The sequence below is a fragment of the Pseudoalteromonas sp. 2CM32C genome (genome assembly GCF_023161925.1).
In the GTDB taxonomy this organism is placed as follows: Bacteria; Pseudomonadota; Gammaproteobacteria; order Enterobacterales; family Alteromonadaceae; genus Pseudoalteromonas; species Pseudoalteromonas marina.
Genome location: NZ_JALNTI010000004.1, coordinates 160,214 through 176,052 on the forward strand (window position 1 = coordinate 160,214; position 15,839 = coordinate 176,052).

Consider the following 15,839-nt stretch of genomic DNA (forward strand, 5'->3'; position numbering starts at 1 on the left):
TATCGGCGCTAAAAGTGCAATTTAGGTTTTAAAAGGTTTGTAACTAATGACTAAAATATCTTTACCAACTTGTTCACCTCTATTAACAAAAGAGTTTATTTATGGTGTAGCAACAGCGTCTTTCCAAATAGAAGGTGGATCAACTCACCGTCTGCCGTGTATCTGGGATACCTTTTGTGATACTCCAGGTAAAATAGCTGATAACTCAAATGGGCATGTTGCGTGCGATCATTACAATAATTGGAAAAAAGACATAGATTTAATCGAATCATTAGGAGTAGATGCTTACAGACTTTCTATTTCTTGGCCTCGTGTTATTACAAAAAGTGGTGAGCTTAACCCTGAAGGCGTAAAGTTTTACACCGACATCTTAGATGAACTGAAAAAGCGCAATATCAAAGCGTTTGTCACGTTATACCACTGGGATTTACCTCAACACCTCGAAGACGAAGGGGGTTGGTTAAATCGAGAAACAGCTTATGCGTTTGCTCACTATGTTGATTTAATTACTTTTGCATTCGGTGACCGAGTGCATTCATACGCTACCTTAAACGAGCCTTTTTGCAGTGCTTTTTTAGGTTACGAAATTGGCATTCATGCGCCAGGTAAAGTGGGTAAACAATACGGGCGCAAAGCCGCCCACCATTTGTTATTAGCACATGGGCTTGCCATGACCGTGTTAAAGCAAAACTCACCGACGACTTTAAACGGTATCGTGCTTAATTTTACTCCCTGCTATAGCATCTCTGAAGACGCTGATGACATTGCTGCAACAGCTTTTGCAGATGACTACTTAAACCAGTGGTACATGAAACCCATCATGGATGGTACATACCCAGCAATTATTGAACAATTACCTTCAGCACATCTGCCAGATATTCACGATGGTGACATGGCTGTTATTTCGCAATCAATTGATTATTTAGGTATTAACTTTTATACCCGTCAATTTTATAAAGCGCACCCTACTGAAATATATGAGCCAATAGAGCCTACTGGCCCGCTAACCGATATGGGCTGGGAAATTTACCCTAAGTCGTTTACGGAGTTATTAGTCACACTTAACAAAACCTATACCCTACCGCCTATTTTTATTACTGAAAATGGCGCAGCTATGCCTGACAGCTATAATAATGGTGAAATCAATGATGTAGATCGACTAGACTACTACAACAGTCACCTAAATGCCGTTCATAATGCAACAGAACAAGGCGTTAGAATAGACGGCTATTTTGCCTGGAGCCTAATGGATAACTTTGAATGGGCAGAAGGCTACTTAAAAAGATTTGGTATAGTTTATGTAGATTACAGCACACAGCAACGTACTATAAAAAATAGTGGCCTAGCCTATAAAGCATTAATCTCAAATAGATAAAAAAACGTATTTATTAACGCAACTAAAAAAACATAAAGCGAGATAAAGCAACCATGGTTAGTGTAAAAGAAAAAATAGCCTACGGATTAGGCGACACCGCCAGTAATATTATTTTCCAAACGGTAATGATGTTCCTAATGCTTTACTATACCGACGTGGTGGGCTTATCCCCTGCTGTTGTTGGTACTATGTTTTTAGCTGTTCGCATTTTTGACGCCGTAACCGACCCCCTAATGGGCAACCTAGCTGATAAAACACATACACGATGGGGGCATTTTCGCCCTTACCTACTATGGCTTGCGCTCCCTTTTGCCATTATTAGTATTTTAGCGTTTACTACACCAGACTTAGAAGGCACTGACAAAATAATCTACGCCTTTAGCACCTATACCTTACTGATGGTTGCTTACACTGCTATTAATATACCTTATTGCGCACTCGGTGGTGTGTTAACCGCAGACGCAAAAGAACGCGTTACTATTCAATCGTACCGTTTTGTATTTGGGATGCTTGGTGGTGTTATTGTTGCTGGATGCACCATGCCAATGGTTGAATACTTTGGCCAGGGCGATAACGCTAAAGGTTACCAGCTAACCATGACCGCCATGAGTATTTTAGGCCTTGTGCTGTTTTTACTCTGCTTTTTAGGCACTAAAGAACGTATTCAACAACCCAAAGAACAAAACATCCCTTTTGCTAAAAGTATTCAAGCCCTAGTAAAAAACGATCAATGGCGTACCTTGTGTATTGCTGCATTTTTCTTGCTGACTGGCCAAGTGCTTAGGCTAACTCTGGCGGTATATTACGTCAAATACTACCTCGGCCGGGAAGATTTAATTACTCTATTTATGACCCTAGGTGTAGTTGCTAGTATGATAGGTTGCGCCGTTGCACAGCCTCTAGCTGCGCGTTTTTGCAAAATAAAGGCTTACATTAGCTTACAACTTATCGCTGCAACTATTTGTGGGTTTAGCTACTTTATTGGCAGTGAACAACTGGTTCTCGCGTTTACTGCTTTTATTCTATGGAAATTCTTTTTAGATATGGCGACCCCACTCCTATGGGCAAAAATGGCTGACACCATAGATTATGGTCACGAAGTAACGGGATTACGGATTACGGGCTTAGTTTACTCAGGTGTTATATTTTTTATTAAGATGGGTGTTGCTGTTGGAGGTGCTATTGCGGGTTGGCTATTATCATTTTACAGTTATCAGGCTGATGTGACGCAAACAATGAGTACTCAGCAGGGAATTTTACTGTCGTTTACTGTACTACCCGCCCTAGGATCCCTTTTTGTAGCATATGCAATGAAAAAATATACATTAACTAACCAGGTTGTTGAAAATATTCAATCAAAGCTAACCACAGTCAACAACACTAAGGTATGATTTAGCTGATTAAGTTAAGGGTGAAAGCGAGTCAATAAGTAACATGGCAACAATTTATCAAGTATCAGAGCTTGCAGGTGTATCGTTAGCTACCGTCTCTCGGGTAATGAACAAAAACACAAAAGTAAGTGATAAAACAACTAAAAAAGTACTCGATGCAATGCAAACATTGGGTTACAAACCTAACTCAATAGCCCAATCTTTAGCATCAAACTGCACTAACAGTGTTGGTATTTTAGTATCTGAATTACATGGCCCTTTCTTCGCCCAAATGATGGCGGGGATTGAGTCTGAACTTAGGGCTGCCGGTAAACACGTTATTATTACAACCGGCCACAGTGAAGAAGATAAAGAAAAAGAAGGCATCGACTTTTTAATTAGCAGGCGCTGCGACGCCATAATTTTGCATGTTGAAGCAGTGACCGACGAATACCTGATATCGCTCAGTAGAGGCACAACGCCTGTTTATTTAATGAGCCGCTACGTCAAAGAACTCAAAGAGCACTGCATTAGCTTAGATAACAAACTAGGCGGTTATTTAGCAACTAAATCGGTGTTAGAACAAGGCCATACCGAAATTGCTTATATTGCAGGCCCTCAGTTTAAGGCCGATGCTGCAAACCGTTTAGCTGGCCATAAACAAGCCCTCGAAGAAGCCAATATAACGTTTGACCCATCGCTTTATTTTGAAGGTGATTTTAACGAAACCGGGGGAAGTTCAGCGCTTGAGCACCTCATTAACAGTAAGCTAAATTTTACCGCTCTTGTGTGCGCAAACGACGAGATGGCCTCAGGTGCGATGAAATATGCCCGAGAGCACGGCTATCACCTACCCAACGATTTATCGATAGTCGGATTTGATAACGTAATATTTGCAAACTACCTCTACCCAACACTAACAACGATTGATAATCCGGTAGCTAAAATGGGTGAAATGGCCGCAAAACTTGTTCTTAAAGACGTATACCAAACAAAAAATATTAAAATAAATCGTTTTTTTGAACCCACACTAATGCAGCGTGACTCTTCAGCGCCACTAAAATAAAAAAGCGGCTAATGCCGCTTTTTTGTATTCCACTGCAACGTTACCGTTACTTTGCAATCCAGGGAGTTACTTTTAATACATTACTAATTTCACCGAACGATTGGCTATCCTCTTCCCAATTATCGTCCACATCAAAATAACAAATCGATTCCTCGCAGGTTACGTTTTCATCATTAATGCTTATTGGGTTTTTAAAGGTAACCGCCACACCTTTTTGCTCAGGTAATAAAAACCACATTAGCTTACTAACAAAAAAACCTGATAAATCAGTTAGTAATTCGTCTAGCTCCTCGTTAATGGTATATAACGCATGTTTTGAGAAAGCTAAATCGTCAAATTCGTTAGCTTCTATTTGTAGCTTTAACTGGCAGTCATGCTCAGGGTTTTGTGGCTCGATAACAATAACGGCTTTATCTGAGTCAAGCTGTTTATCAAAAGGTAGCAACAGCTGTGCGCTATCTGTGAAGTTAAGCGGATACTCGTTATTTTCTGTTAAAATGGTTCCGTTTTTTATTGCACATGCCTCGTTAGTTGCAATATCGCTTATATAAAAGTTAACGCGAGCATATTGAAAATCCCCTTTATTAACTACTTTTAAACGGTCATAAAAACCATCGTACGACATTACAAACTCTCTGGCATTGGCGCTAAATGCACTAAAGCCCAACAAAAAAAGTAAACTCGCGTAAAAACAACCTGTCATGTATTTATTCATCAAAATAAGCTCTGTTTTGTCTGATCATCGTATTTAATTCTTCTATATATGCCTCACCTCGCTCAGAGTAAGACATCAAACCATGAGTTAGTTTGGTTGCTAATACTGGCTTTTTTTCACGGCGCAGGTTTTCACGTATGCCCCGTAACTCTTTGTAAGCGCCATGAGTATTTATATTTCTGAAATAAGAGCTTACTGCAGCACGCACCGATTGAAATGCAGCGACTTCGTGTGCTGCGCCAGTGTTACGACGCTTTGGCACCATGCCGCAACCTTTTGAGTAACACCACTGACCAAAAAAATTCAGACCAATTCGCGCAAACCGAGAGGTCCCCCAAGCCGACTCATTAGCAGCTTGCATTAATGCCATTTCTTTAGGAATAATATCAACACGGCGCAAAGCCTGAGTTAGCACAAGTGTGTTAACCGTTTCAGGTAAGCCATATTGTTTGAGGATTTTTACAATATCTTTGTTTTGTTTCTCTTCAAGCGATAGGTTGTTTTCAAGCATCATACGGGCTATTTCTAGCTTGGCACGTTGTTGTAATATTTTTTTATTTTCAGCCTCAACATGGGGACGGATAAAATCAAAAAATGCGCGTTTTTTCTCTTTTACATCCGTAAATTCAGAAAACTTAGGCAACGTTACATTATGTAGCGGCTTTTCTTTTTTCTTCACTTTTTTAGCTTGTTCACTGGTGATTTGATCTACGCTATCGGTTTCATCACTTTGTACAAACGGGTACGCAAGCGCCCATATAAAAAGGATGGCTAACAAAAACTGAAAGATAATTTTAAGCATGTATTGTCTCATTCAAACAACTATTTATGTATGGTAACTACACACACATACGAACATTCATTATACCTAAGCCACTATATAAACGCGAATTACAAAAATATGTTCATTCGCAATTTATAAGTGCATGGGTATACTAAACACTAAACAGGTTTAATGGTGATTGAGCAGTATGGACAAAGTTTGGCAAAGTAGAATAATAGAGCAATATAAACACAGACCTAACGACAACCGATCTCCCTGGCAGGTTGACCGCTCAAGAATTATTCATGCCGCTGCATTTAGACGCTTACAAGCTAAAACACAAATTATGGGGATTGGCCTAAACGACTTTTATCGTACCCGCCTTACTCATTCGTTAGAGGTGTCACAAATTGGCACTGGTATTTTAAGGCACTTAAAGACACAACACAGTGATTTTAACCATTTTCCATCAACCGGTTTACTCGAAACACTCTGTTTGGCGCACGATATTGGCCACCCACCATTTGGCCACGGAGGTGAAATTGCTCTTAACTATATGATGCGAGACCATGGCGGCTTTGAAGGAAATGCTCAAACTTTACGAATAGTTGCAAAACTAGAGCCCTACAGTAATGGTTATGGTATGAACCTTACACGCCGTACATTACTCGGGTTTATTAAATACCCAGCCTTTATAAACGAGTTGTGGCACACCATACCCGATACGCATAACTCACGTGCTTTTATCAAAGCCGATGATTGGCGCCCAGCAAAAGGGTTATACCAAGACGACGCACACATATTTGACTGGATTGTTGAACCATTAAGCCAAAACGACAGAACGTTATTAAATACCCACGCAACAATAGATAAACACCGCGCTAAAACACTTTATAAATCCCTCGACAGCGCCATAATGGAACATGCCGACGATATAGCATACGCCGTGCACGATTTAGAAGACGCCATTGCAACCCGTGTTTTGACATTAGATGACTGGCAAACGCACGCACTTCCGCACTTGCAAGCGCTTAATTTTGAGTGGCTGAATACCGTGCTTGAAACGTTAACATCTCGACTATTTTCAAAAAATGATTTTGAACGAAAAGACGCCATAGGTGAGCTGGTAAACACCTTCATTATTCACATTCATTTAGACATACAAAACGAAGCATTTGAATGCCCTATTTTAAAATACACTGCTAAGTTGCACCCAGAGTATGAAAACGTACTACACATACTCAAGCACTTTGTATTTCAACGCTTAATTCGTGACCCTGAAATGCAACAGATTGAGTTTAAAGGGCAAAACCTACTTATTGAATTGTTTACAGCGTTTGCAAGCGATCCGCTTCGTTTACTACCCGAAACAACGCAAGCGCAATATATTGAGGCTCAAAAACATAATCAAGGCATGCGCATTATTTGTGACTACTTAAGTGGTATGAGTGATGAATACGCATATAAAACCTATCAGCGATTATTTTTGCCTGCGCAGTAGTCAACAAACAGGTTTTTGACTCCAAAATAAAGTTAATAAAAAAGCCGAGTAAATTTACTCGGCTTTTTTACTTTAAAACAAGGTAACGTTAACGTGTTTTATAGCTCTTTTACACCCATGTTATATAGCGTAAAACCAAACATATCTGCGTATAAATCTATAACTTTGCTGGTTGGTGTGCCCGCACCATGACCCGCATTTGTTTCAATACGAATAAGTGTAGGGTTATTTCCAGCCTGCTTAGCTTGTAATTCAGCAGCAAATTTAAATGAATGAGATGGCACCACACGATCATCGTGATCACCGGTTGTTACCATAGTGGCAGGATATTCAACGCCCGCTTTAACGTTATGCAATGGCGAGTAAGCTTTTATATATTCAAACATTTCTTTACTTTGCTCACTAGTACCGTAGTCGTATGCCCAACCAGCGCCCGCTGTAAATGTATGGTAACGCAGCATATCAAGTACGCCTACCGCTGGTAATGCAACTTGAAATAAGTCAGGTCGCTGCGTCATCACAGCACCTACTAATAAACCACCATTTGAACCACCGCGCAGTGCTAAACGTTTTTTAGACGTGTACTTTTTATCTTGTAAGTACTCTGCTGCTGCAATAAAGTCATCAAACACATTTTGCTTTTGCATTTTTGTACCAGCATTGTGCCAATCTTTTCCATATTCACCACCACCGCGAATATTTGCAACGGCATACACTCCACCTTGCTCCAGCCAAAGCGCGTTAACGGGGCTAAAACTTGGCGTCAAACTTACATTAAAACCACCGTAACCGTATAAAATAGTCGGGTTTGAACCATCTAATTTTATACCCGTTTTGTAAGTGATGATCATCGGCACTTTTGACCCATCTTTTGAGGTATAAAAAACTTGCTCAGAGGTGTAATCGTTAGTATTGAAATCGATTGCCGATTCACGATAGACCTTTGACTCGCCAGTGCTTACATTAAACGAAAAAGTAGTCCCTGGGGTTTTATAGTTAGTAAACGAGTAATAAAGCGTTGTTTGATCTTTTTTACCGCGAAAACCACGTGCACTCCCTACGCCGGGTAAGTTAATTTCACGGATTAAGTCACCTTGTTTGTTGTATTGCTTAACCTGCGAAATTGCATCCACCATGTAATTAGCAAAAAAAGTATCTCCGCCTTTGCTTAGGTTAAGTACGTTATCGGTCTCTGGAATAAAATCGACCCAATTTTCAGGCGCTGGGTTATTTGCATTTACCGTAACCACTTTTTTGTTTGGTGCGTTTAAATTTGTAACTAAGTAGAGCGTATCGCCATCGTTATCAATCACAGATGTATCTGAATCTGCGTTACCTACAACAGTAATAAAATCACTGTTTTCTTTACTTAAGTCTTTTATAAACAGCTTGTTTCCAGACGTTGAAACACTGGCAGAAATTAGCAAGTACTTGCCGTCATGTGTCACATCGGCGCCAACGTAACGATGCTTTTGCGCCTCGCTGTCACCAAATACAACGCGGTCGTCATTCTGCGATGTACCTAAAGCATGGTAATACACTTTATGTTGATCTGTTTTAGCCGATAGTTCACTGCCTTTTGGTTTATCGTAGCTTGAGTAATAAAATCCTTCGTTACCTAACCAATCAATACCACTAAATTTCACATCAACTAAAGCTTGCTCTACTTGCTCTTTAGTCGTTGTATTAATAACGATAATTTTACGCCAATCACTGCCACCCTCCGAAACTTGATACGCTAATAAACTACCATCTTTAGAAAACGATAAACCCGACATAGACGTTGTACCGTCGTCGCTAAATTTATTAGGATCTAAAAATACCTCTGGCGCTTCATCGCCTTTGCTGCGGTATAAAACATATTGATTTTGTAAGCCATCGTTTTTATAAAAGTAGGTGTAACCGCCCTCTTCAAATGGCGCACCTATTTTTTCGTAATTCATTAGTTTTTCAAGGCGCTCTTTGAGCTTGTTTCTGTAAGGGATTTGTTCTAAGTATGAAAAAGTAGCCGTATTTTGCGCTTTTACCCAATCAGCAGTCTCTGCACTCATATCGTCTTCTAACCACCGATAAGGGTCGGCAACGTTTTCTCCAAAATAGGTATCAACTACATCACCTTTTTTGGTTTCGGGATACACGACTGAGTTAACTTGATTCATAGATGATTTTACTTCTTTTTGATCTGATGTATTGGTTGGCTCTGAACAGCCACTAAGTGCCAATAATACAGCACATGCAAGAGTACGTTTGAGTAACATAATTTGTGTTCTTTTTATTGATTAAGTAGTAGGAATAATTTATGAGTTTTTTAAGCTTATGTCTATTAAGATGCGTTAAGTGCCATTTATCGCTGTAAACAAGTGTAAACTTACGCTTTAATAGTAAAAACATACAATAAAAATAAAGCGTGATTTATGGAAAAACAAGAACCCACTTTCAACAGTTTTAAAGCTTTTTACCCATATTATTTAAAGGAGCATCGCAACGTAACCTGCAGGCGCTTGCATTTTATAGGTAGCTTATTAGTACTTATGGTTATTATTAGCGCATTATTAAGTCAAAAATTTGCGCTATTGTGGCTGCTACCCGTTATTGGCTATGGCTTTGCGTGGGTTGGGCATTTCTTTTTTGAAAAAAACCGACCAGCTACATTTAAACACCCATTTTATAGTTTGTGGGGAGACTGGGTTATGTTTAAAGATATATTAACCGGAAAAATAAAATTTTAATAAAGTTACTCGCACCAAAAAGCCACCTTAATTAGGTGGCTTTTTGGTGCAAATAACGTGGGTATTTAACGCTATACCACTTTAGTTAACCAACCATGCTTGTCTTCGCTTTTACCCCATTGAATGTCGTTCAATGCTTGGCGCAAACGTGCAGTTGTTGGCCCTGGCTCTCCTGTGCCTACTTTATATTCTTTATCGTTATGAATAAACGTTCCCACTGCCGTTAATACCGCAGCAGTGCCTGAAAGCGCAGCTTCTGTGCCTGGTTTTGCAGCACGCTCTAAAAGTTCAGTCACTGTAAAATTACGTTCGCTCACAGTCATGCCTAAATCTTTAGCAATCGTTAAAATACTATTACGCGTTACGCCGTGTAAAAAGGTGGAGTCGAGTGCTTTGGTTATAATTTCGTTGCCATCAATTAAAATAAAGTTTGCAGCGCCCGTTTCTTGTACATCACCACCTGGGCAAAATAATATTTGATCTGCTTGATACTGTTTACGTGCAGCGCTAATTGGGCCAAGTGCACTGGCGTAGTTACCACCGCTTTTAACCATACCCATATGCGGTGCACAGCGCATACCGTCTTCTTCAAGTAACACTCGTAATGCCGTAGCACCACCGGCAAAATAATCACCCACGGGTGAAAGTAAAGTGTACAACAATGAGCTCATTGAAGGGGCTGCCGCCTTACCAATTGCCGCTTCTGTGCCTATATGTGTTGGGCGAATATACATAGAGCCAGGCGGTAATGGGGTTTCATCGGCATATTGGCGAACAATATCAATAATCATCGTTTTAAGCATATCGCCATCAAAACTTGGTAAGCTTAAAAGTGCAGAGCTTTGCTGCATACGTGCTATGTTTGCATCCATTCTAAAAATATAAACAGACCCATCTTCATGACGAAATGCTTTTAAGCCCTCAAAACAGGTGCTTGAATAATGAAGAACGTGTGCACCAGCATGAAACTCAAGCTTATCGCATGGAACAACTGAGGTTTCGCCCCATTGATTATCTGAAAAACGAGCTTGAATCATCTGTGGCATAAACACAGTACCAAATGCGGCCATTTTTTATCTCTCTTGTGTGGTCTATTTTTCTCCATTGTATGACAATCACGCATCAATTAACCATAGCTAAAGTAACGGATTTTTAATTAACAATAAGAAAAAACCAAACGCACTGTATGTTTATTAAACACAACAGCAAAAAACCGGCATATGCGCTTACACATGCCGGTTTATGTTTTAGCTTTTAAGGCGCTTAATGCACCCTATCACTATTTAAATGAGTATCTAATAATTCGCTTTAACACCGAGCCGTATTGTTTAAAAAATCCGCCAGTGTGGTAATCAATACCGTGCTTTTGCATAACTGCCTGCACCTGAGGCGCCACCTCTTGATATCGCGACGACGGCATATCAGGAAATAAGTGGTGCTCAATCTGGCAGCTCAAATGGCCCGTTAAAATATGAAACCAGTTTGCCCCTTTAATATTAGACGAGCCCAATACTTGACGATAATACCACTGGCCTTGGGTTTCGTTTACGCAGTCTTGTTCTTTGAATGTTTCGGTTTCTTCGGTAAAGTGGCCACAAAATATAATTGTCGATGTCCATAAGTTACGAAGCAAATTTGCCACTAAATTACCCGCTAACACCCATAAAAACAGTGGCCCTGCAAGTAATGGGAAGATCACATAATCTTTAATTAACTGGCGAGCGCCTTTACTAAAAAAACGCTGCTTTAAAGTAGCATGCGATACACCCCCTTCACGATTTTCTTTCTTTTTACCTATAAAAACACGCTCTGCTGCCAGCTCATGGTATGACACACCCCACTGAAACAAAACACTTAAATTTATGTAAGTAAAAAACTGCCACACATTTTTAAAACGCCACTTAAAATCATCACTCAAACGTAACAACCCGTAGCCAAAATCACGGTCTTTACCAATAATGTTAGTGTAAGTGTGGTGCTCAAAATTGTGAACCCGATGCCAGCTTTGGCCATCGCAGGCTATGTCCCATTCGTATTGCTGAGAGTTAAGCTGTTTGTCGTTCATCCAATCGTATTGACCATGCATAACATTGTGGCCAATTTCCATATTATCGAGAATTTTAGCCAAAGCCAGTAACAAAACACCGGCACCCCAAAGTAAAGGCTGAATAAATCCAAGCATTAATAGTATTCGCCCACTCCACTCACATAGCCTTTGCTTTCGAACGACAGAGCGAATGTAGTCAGCATCTTTTTGACCTACTTTAGCAAGCGTATTCATTTTTATAGTATCTAAATCGCTTGCAAGCTGATCAAAGTTTATGTTTTTCATAATTGTAACTCCAAATCACTCACAGGTTGGCTTATACAAAGTTGGATTAATTGCTCACCGTTGTCTGACATTTCACCTGTTTTTAAATTACGTACTATTCCCGACTTTTTAATACATTGGCACTGATGGCAAATACCAATTCCGCAGCCACGCTTTACCGGTAATTTTTTAACTTCAAACTGGCTAAGAAGTACATCATTTCCTTCAACTATATGAGCTTGGCTGTTCACCTTTACAGTAAACTGATCTTCATTGTTTACTTTGGGTAACGCTAAACCAAATGCCTCTTGGTAATAATTAAGATCATGTTTTTGAGCAAACGCTTGTACCGTTTGCATAAACCCTAGCGGCCCACAGCAATATATATCTGGATTCTCCCAATGTTTAATATTGCTAGTAATGTCGCTCGACTGCTCACGAGTTAATAATAAAAATGAAAAATGACTAAATTGTGTGGCTAATTCACGCAACTCATCAACACATTGATGTTCGCCCGATTTTGCGTAATACACTAAATTTATTGCTTTAGTTGTTTGCGCTAAATAATCGTCAAGCATTGCTAGCATCGGCGTTATACCAGATCCTCCAGCTATTAATGTGGCAGGAGTATGTGTATTTTTAAATACAAACTCACCCGTTGCAGCAGATATGTTGCACCATGTTCCCGCTTTTGCTTTGTTATTTAATAAACCGGTAAATCGTCCTTGTTCGCTTGTTTTAATTAACAAACGTATAAATCCCGTTTCGTTGAAATATTTAACGCTTGAAGCAACTGTAAAAACGCGCGTTAATAATCGTCCATTCATTTCAATGGTCAAACTAACATGCTGCCCTGCTGTATGTGCGGGCCATTGTTTGCTTGGTTTTAGCTGCAAACTCAAAAATTCACCATTTAATGAGTCTGAACTCATTAGTTGCGCTCTAAATTGCCCTGCACGCCAAGCAGGTTTAAACACTTGCATTATTGGCTCTATGTAGCCTGCAAACGTTTGATGGTGTAAAAACCACGTTGAAAATTGGTTTAATGCCTGCGTAAACATTGTAATAAAATCTCTATATTGGTTTATTGCTCAATGGTTTGCACGAACTGGGTGTTAGCACAAATCAGAACCCTAACTATTTGAGCATACAAGTGTACGCTCAAACTTCAGCGCACAAGTGTACGCTGAAAATTCAAGTTTTCAACCCTAATAGAGTGTTTATTCCATTATTTTTGTTAAAAACTACGAACAAAAAACAAACTAAACTCAATTTATAAACGTATTTCAAAACTAAATAAAATATAAAAAATATACTTTACTGAGTGAGCTAACTATTTCTAATACTGTGTGAGTGATATATGTAACTAGCTAAAATTAAAGAATTTTCACTTATCGCAACGCTTAGCAAATTTTTACAGCTCGTGCTAACGTAAACCTAATTTGATTAATTTTGGAAAATAACATGCTCAATATAAAATCAAAAAAATATACACATTCTTTTAAGGGTGCCGTGCTAACAGCAGCTTTATTGACGCTGCCTACAATGTCAGTAAATGCAGTTGATTTTAAAAAGCTGCCGAGTTTGCCGCTTAATGTAAAAGCAGTAGACGTTTCAGAAGGTGTAAGTATTCCTTGGGCAATCGAAGCACTACCAAACGGTGATTTATTAATTACAGAGCGAAGTGGAAAACTATTTTTATTACGTAAAAACACCTCATCGCTTATTCAAGTAAAAGGATTGCCCGATATAGATGCTAACGGCCAAGGCGGTTTACTTGATTTAGCACTGCATACCGATAATAAAAATAGTCAATGGCTTTACCTTACTTACTCAAGCGCTGAAGGCAAAGGCAGTGGTAGTAACACTGCATTAATGCGCGCAAAATTAAGTGATGATCATACTCAGCTACTAGAGCCGCACGTTTTATACAAAGGTGAGCATAACAGTACAAAAGGTCAGCACTACGGCAGTCGTATTGTGTTTGATAAACAAGGTTATGTTTATTTTTCGATCGGGGATCGTGGTTCGCGCGACCTAAACCCGCAAGATCTTAGCCGTGATGGGGGCAAAATTTATCGTCTTCATTTAGATGGTCGTATTCCAACAGATAATCCCTTTGTAAAACAAACAGACGCTAAACACGCTGTTTGGTCATACGGACATCGAAACCCGCAAGGTATGTGGTTTGACGCTGAAAATAATCGTTTTTGGGCTCATGAGCATGGCCCCCGAGGCGGCGACGAACTTAATTTAATAAAATCAGGATTAAACTACGGATGGCCGGTAGTTAGCTATGGCGTAAATTATAGCGGCACGTCATTTACAGACCTGCAAACAAAAGACGGCATGCAATCGCCAACATCACAATGGACACCATCTATAGCACCATCAGATATGCTACTTGTCACCAGCGACAAATACCCTAAATTAAAAGGTAAAGTGCTGTTATCGTCTATGAAGTTTTCGTTTTTAAGCGCACTTACGCTTGAAAACGATACGCTAAAAAGCCAAGAAAAAATATTAGAAGGCATTGGCCGCGTAAGAAGTTTAGCGCAAGGGGATGATGGTTACATTTACTTAGGCCTAGATGGCCAAGGTATTAAACGCCTAGAGCCTGAGCTATAAAACCGTTTAGTAAGCGCAGCATAGTAAATAATTCACTTACCTTATTTTAATTTAACAAGGTAAGTGCCTTACTGCCAAAAGAACTTTTTAGCTGTTTGTAACGTATGGTAGTGCTATCACTTTTATAAAATTAAGCGAGTCCCATGTTTTCGATATTCAAATCAGACCCTACAAAAAAGTTACGTAAAGAGTACGACGCCAAATTAGAGCAAGGCATGCAAGCTCAGCGTAAAGGCGACATTAAAAGCTACGCCATGTTAAGCGAAGAAGCCGAAAAAATCTGGAGTGAGATAGAAGCGCTTGAGGCTAAAAAAGCCAAGTGAATTCGTATTAAACGTGTTTGCCCGTTTCAAAAGCAGCTAGGCGCGTTTAGCAATTATTCATCACCTCCTTTTTACAGCTACCTCCCTCAAAAAACCTACCTTTATAATAGTCTTACACGAACAATTGTATTTAAAGTAGTTACTTATATTACCGTTGCCATTTTTTAGAGGTGGTAAAATGGTTTAAAAAAGCTTTTGCTTTTCATTTTAAATTTTTAATTACTGCATTTACTAAAGCGATGGCGTTTTTCCTCCTAAGTCAGAAAGTGAGGACACTTTCCCCTTTTCTGCCTGTTGTTAATTAACAGCCCGACTTAAAGTTTAATACTCGCAATGTGTTACAGGATTTGTTATTAATATTAAAAATAAATAAGAGGACATACATTGCTCATAAAAAGAGGAAAGTGTCCTCTGATAAAGTTGTTAGTTGCGATGGATCCATTACAGAAACTTGCTGAACGAAATAGAAAGCACGCTGAAATAAATAAAAAAGAGCGCAGGGAAAATCTAAAGCTTTATCCCATAGCATTGCTCTTTTATTTTCTCTATTTTGGTGGGTATTATTTTTACTTTTCCAATGAAGAGCAATTTCTTAGTTTCGAGTTTTGGGAATTAACCAAACAAGTTTGGCTTATTTCTATGGTTACAATTGGCGGGATTGGTTCTATATTTTTTAGTGCAAGTTTAGCTATTTTAATTTGGTTAAATATATTCGTAAAAGAGCTTGGTGCTAAAGTTAATTTATTTCGCTCTGGTATATTTTCGGTAATATCAATATCTATCAGTTATTCGTTTTTTCTTTTTGCTAAGTGGCTAAATATTTTCATTATTGAAAATAATAAAAATATTTATGAGTTTCTCAGCGTAGATTTTCCAGGTATGGTGTTCATGGTCGAAACAGGCTTGTATTACATAGTTGGTATTATCTCAATGATTTTCTTGATGTTGTTTTTCTTTATAATCTCTATACCGTTTAAAGCTAAAAAACATGCTCAAGAATTCGCAACTAACAAGGGATTAAAGTCGGATTCGTAACAGTTTGCTCGGTTCCACTTCGT

Annotated in this window: 14 protein-coding genes; 8 read left to right on the forward strand and 6 right to left on the reverse strand. The window is 39.1% G+C overall.

What is annotated here, in order from left to right; all coding sequences use genetic code 11:
- Positions 1 to 46 precede the first annotated feature (46 nt).
- From MTF67_RS10045 to MTF67_RS10055, 3 genes are read left to right on the forward strand one after another with little or no spacing between them, the layout of a single operon-like run.
- Positions 47 to 1,375, forward strand: a complete 1,329-nt coding sequence (locus MTF67_RS10045) for a GH1 family beta-glucosidase (RefSeq protein ID WP_248519434.1) — start codon at positions 47 to 49, stop codon at positions 1,373 to 1,375.
- Positions 1,376 to 1,428: 53 nt separating this feature from the next.
- Entirely contained in the window at positions 1,429 to 2,766 is a 1,338-nt protein-coding gene (locus MTF67_RS10050; RefSeq protein WP_248519435.1) for an MFS transporter, read from the forward strand.
- 43 nt (positions 2,767 to 2,809) lie between these two features.
- Positions 2,810 to 3,811: a LacI family DNA-binding transcriptional regulator gene (locus MTF67_RS10055; RefSeq protein ID WP_248519436.1), complete on the forward strand. Its 1,002-nt coding sequence runs from the start codon at positions 2,810 to 2,812 to the stop codon at positions 3,809 to 3,811.
- A 46-nt stretch (positions 3,812 to 3,857) separates the two neighbouring features.
- Here MTF67_RS10055 and MTF67_RS10060 read toward each other — a convergent pair whose 3' ends face one another.
- The gene (locus MTF67_RS10060; RefSeq protein WP_248519437.1) at positions 3,858 to 4,526 is read right to left on the reverse strand and encodes a DUF2987 domain-containing protein; all 669 of its coding nucleotides are present in this window, start codon (positions 4,524 to 4,526) and stop codon (positions 3,858 to 3,860) included.
- A complete protein-coding gene (locus MTF67_RS10065) occupies positions 4,519 to 5,328 on the reverse strand; it encodes a glucosaminidase domain-containing protein (RefSeq protein ID WP_203986887.1) in 810 nt (269 codons plus the stop codon). Before MTF67_RS10065 ends, MTF67_RS10060 begins: the two co-directional genes overlap by 8 nt.
- Positions 5,329 to 5,497: 169 nt before the next feature.
- Here MTF67_RS10065 and MTF67_RS10070 point away from each other — a divergent pair, with 169 nt between their 5' ends.
- The gene (locus tag MTF67_RS10070) at positions 5,498 to 6,790 is read left to right on the forward strand and encodes an anti-phage deoxyguanosine triphosphatase (RefSeq protein ID WP_248519438.1); all 1,293 of its coding nucleotides are present in this window, start codon (positions 5,498 to 5,500) and stop codon (positions 6,788 to 6,790) included.
- A 98-nt stretch (positions 6,791 to 6,888) separates the two neighbouring features.
- Here MTF67_RS10070 and MTF67_RS10075 read toward each other — a convergent pair whose 3' ends face one another.
- A complete protein-coding gene (locus MTF67_RS10075; RefSeq protein ID WP_248519439.1) occupies positions 6,889 to 9,048 on the reverse strand; it encodes a prolyl oligopeptidase family serine peptidase in 2,160 nt (719 codons plus the stop codon).
- 156 nt (positions 9,049 to 9,204) lie between these two features.
- Here MTF67_RS10075 and MTF67_RS10080 point away from each other — a divergent pair, with 156 nt between their 5' ends.
- Entirely contained in the window at positions 9,205 to 9,519 is a 315-nt protein-coding gene (locus MTF67_RS10080) for a DUF962 domain-containing protein (RefSeq protein ID WP_248519440.1), read from the forward strand.
- 71 nt (positions 9,520 to 9,590) lie between these two features.
- Here MTF67_RS10080 and MTF67_RS10085 read toward each other — a convergent pair whose 3' ends face one another.
- From MTF67_RS10085 to MTF67_RS10095, 3 genes are all read right to left on the reverse strand, one after another.
- Complete coding sequence (locus MTF67_RS10085; protein WP_006792244.1) at positions 9,591 to 10,589, reverse strand: branched-chain amino acid aminotransferase; 999 nt, start codon at positions 10,587 to 10,589, stop codon at positions 9,591 to 9,593.
- Positions 10,590 to 10,798: 209 nt separating this feature from the next.
- Positions 10,799 to 11,851, reverse strand: a complete 1,053-nt coding sequence (locus MTF67_RS10090) for an acyl-CoA desaturase (RefSeq protein ID WP_248519441.1) — start codon at positions 11,849 to 11,851, stop codon at positions 10,799 to 10,801.
- Positions 11,848 to 12,891, reverse strand: coding sequence for a ferredoxin reductase (locus tag MTF67_RS10095; RefSeq protein ID WP_248519442.1), 1,044 nt, complete (start codon positions 12,889 to 12,891; stop codon positions 11,848 to 11,850). The genes MTF67_RS10090 and MTF67_RS10095 overlap by 4 nt, the downstream gene beginning before the upstream one ends.
- Positions 12,892 to 13,294: 403 nt before the next feature.
- Here MTF67_RS10095 and MTF67_RS10100 point away from each other — a divergent pair, with 403 nt between their 5' ends.
- The 3 genes from MTF67_RS10100 to MTF67_RS10110 all read left to right on the forward strand — a co-directional run bounded on the left by MTF67_RS10100 (position 13,295) and on the right by MTF67_RS10110 (position 15,816).
- Positions 13,295 to 14,458, forward strand: coding sequence for a PQQ-dependent sugar dehydrogenase (locus tag MTF67_RS10100; RefSeq protein WP_248519443.1), 1,164 nt, complete (start codon positions 13,295 to 13,297; stop codon positions 14,456 to 14,458).
- Positions 14,459 to 14,601: 143 nt separating this feature from the next.
- The gene (locus MTF67_RS10105) at positions 14,602 to 14,781 is read left to right on the forward strand and encodes a DUF6435 family protein (RefSeq protein ID WP_010557371.1); all 180 of its coding nucleotides are present in this window, start codon (positions 14,602 to 14,604) and stop codon (positions 14,779 to 14,781) included.
- A 432-nt stretch (positions 14,782 to 15,213) separates the two neighbouring features.
- Positions 15,214 to 15,816 (forward strand): hypothetical protein, encoded by a 603-nt coding sequence (locus tag MTF67_RS10110; RefSeq protein ID WP_248519444.1) that lies wholly within the window; start codon positions 15,214 to 15,216, stop codon positions 15,814 to 15,816.
- Positions 15,817 to 15,839 lie beyond the last annotated feature (23 nt).

Coding starts and splice junctions, on each gene's coding strand:
- MTF67_RS10065 (WP_203986887.1), bottom strand. CDS start 5,328: ATGCTTAAAATTATCTTTCAGTTTTTGTTAGCCATCCTTTTTATATGG.
- MTF67_RS10090 (WP_248519441.1), bottom strand. CDS start 11,851: ATGAAAAACATAAACTTTGATCAGCTTGCAAGCGATTTAGATACTATA.
- MTF67_RS10050 (WP_248519435.1), top strand. CDS start 1,429: ATGGTTAGTGTAAAAGAAAAAATAGCCTACGGATTAGGCGACACCGCC.
- MTF67_RS10095 (WP_248519442.1), bottom strand. CDS start 12,891: ATGTTTACGCAGGCATTAAACCAATTTTCAACGTGGTTTTTACACCAT.
- MTF67_RS10110 (WP_248519444.1), top strand. CDS start 15,214: ATGGATCCATTACAGAAACTTGCTGAACGAAATAGAAAGCACGCTGAA.
- MTF67_RS10055 (WP_248519436.1), top strand. CDS start 2,810: ATGGCAACAATTTATCAAGTATCAGAGCTTGCAGGTGTATCGTTAGCT.
- MTF67_RS10085 (WP_006792244.1), bottom strand. CDS start 10,589: ATGGCCGCATTTGGTACTGTGTTTATGCCACAGATGATTCAAGCTCGT.
- MTF67_RS10100 (WP_248519443.1), top strand. CDS start 13,295: ATGCTCAATATAAAATCAAAAAAATATACACATTCTTTTAAGGGTGCC.
- MTF67_RS10060 (WP_248519437.1), bottom strand. CDS start 4,526: ATGAATAAATACATGACAGGTTGTTTTTACGCGAGTTTACTTTTTTTG.
- MTF67_RS10105 (WP_010557371.1), top strand. CDS start 14,602: ATGTTTTCGATATTCAAATCAGACCCTACAAAAAAGTTACGTAAAGAG.
- MTF67_RS10045 (WP_248519434.1), top strand. CDS start 47: ATGACTAAAATATCTTTACCAACTTGTTCACCTCTATTAACAAAAGAG.
- MTF67_RS10080 (WP_248519440.1), top strand. CDS start 9,205: ATGGAAAAACAAGAACCCACTTTCAACAGTTTTAAAGCTTTTTACCCA.
- MTF67_RS10070 (WP_248519438.1), top strand. CDS start 5,498: ATGGACAAAGTTTGGCAAAGTAGAATAATAGAGCAATATAAACACAGA.
- MTF67_RS10075 (WP_248519439.1), bottom strand. CDS start 9,048: ATGTTACTCAAACGTACTCTTGCATGTGCTGTATTATTGGCACTTAGT.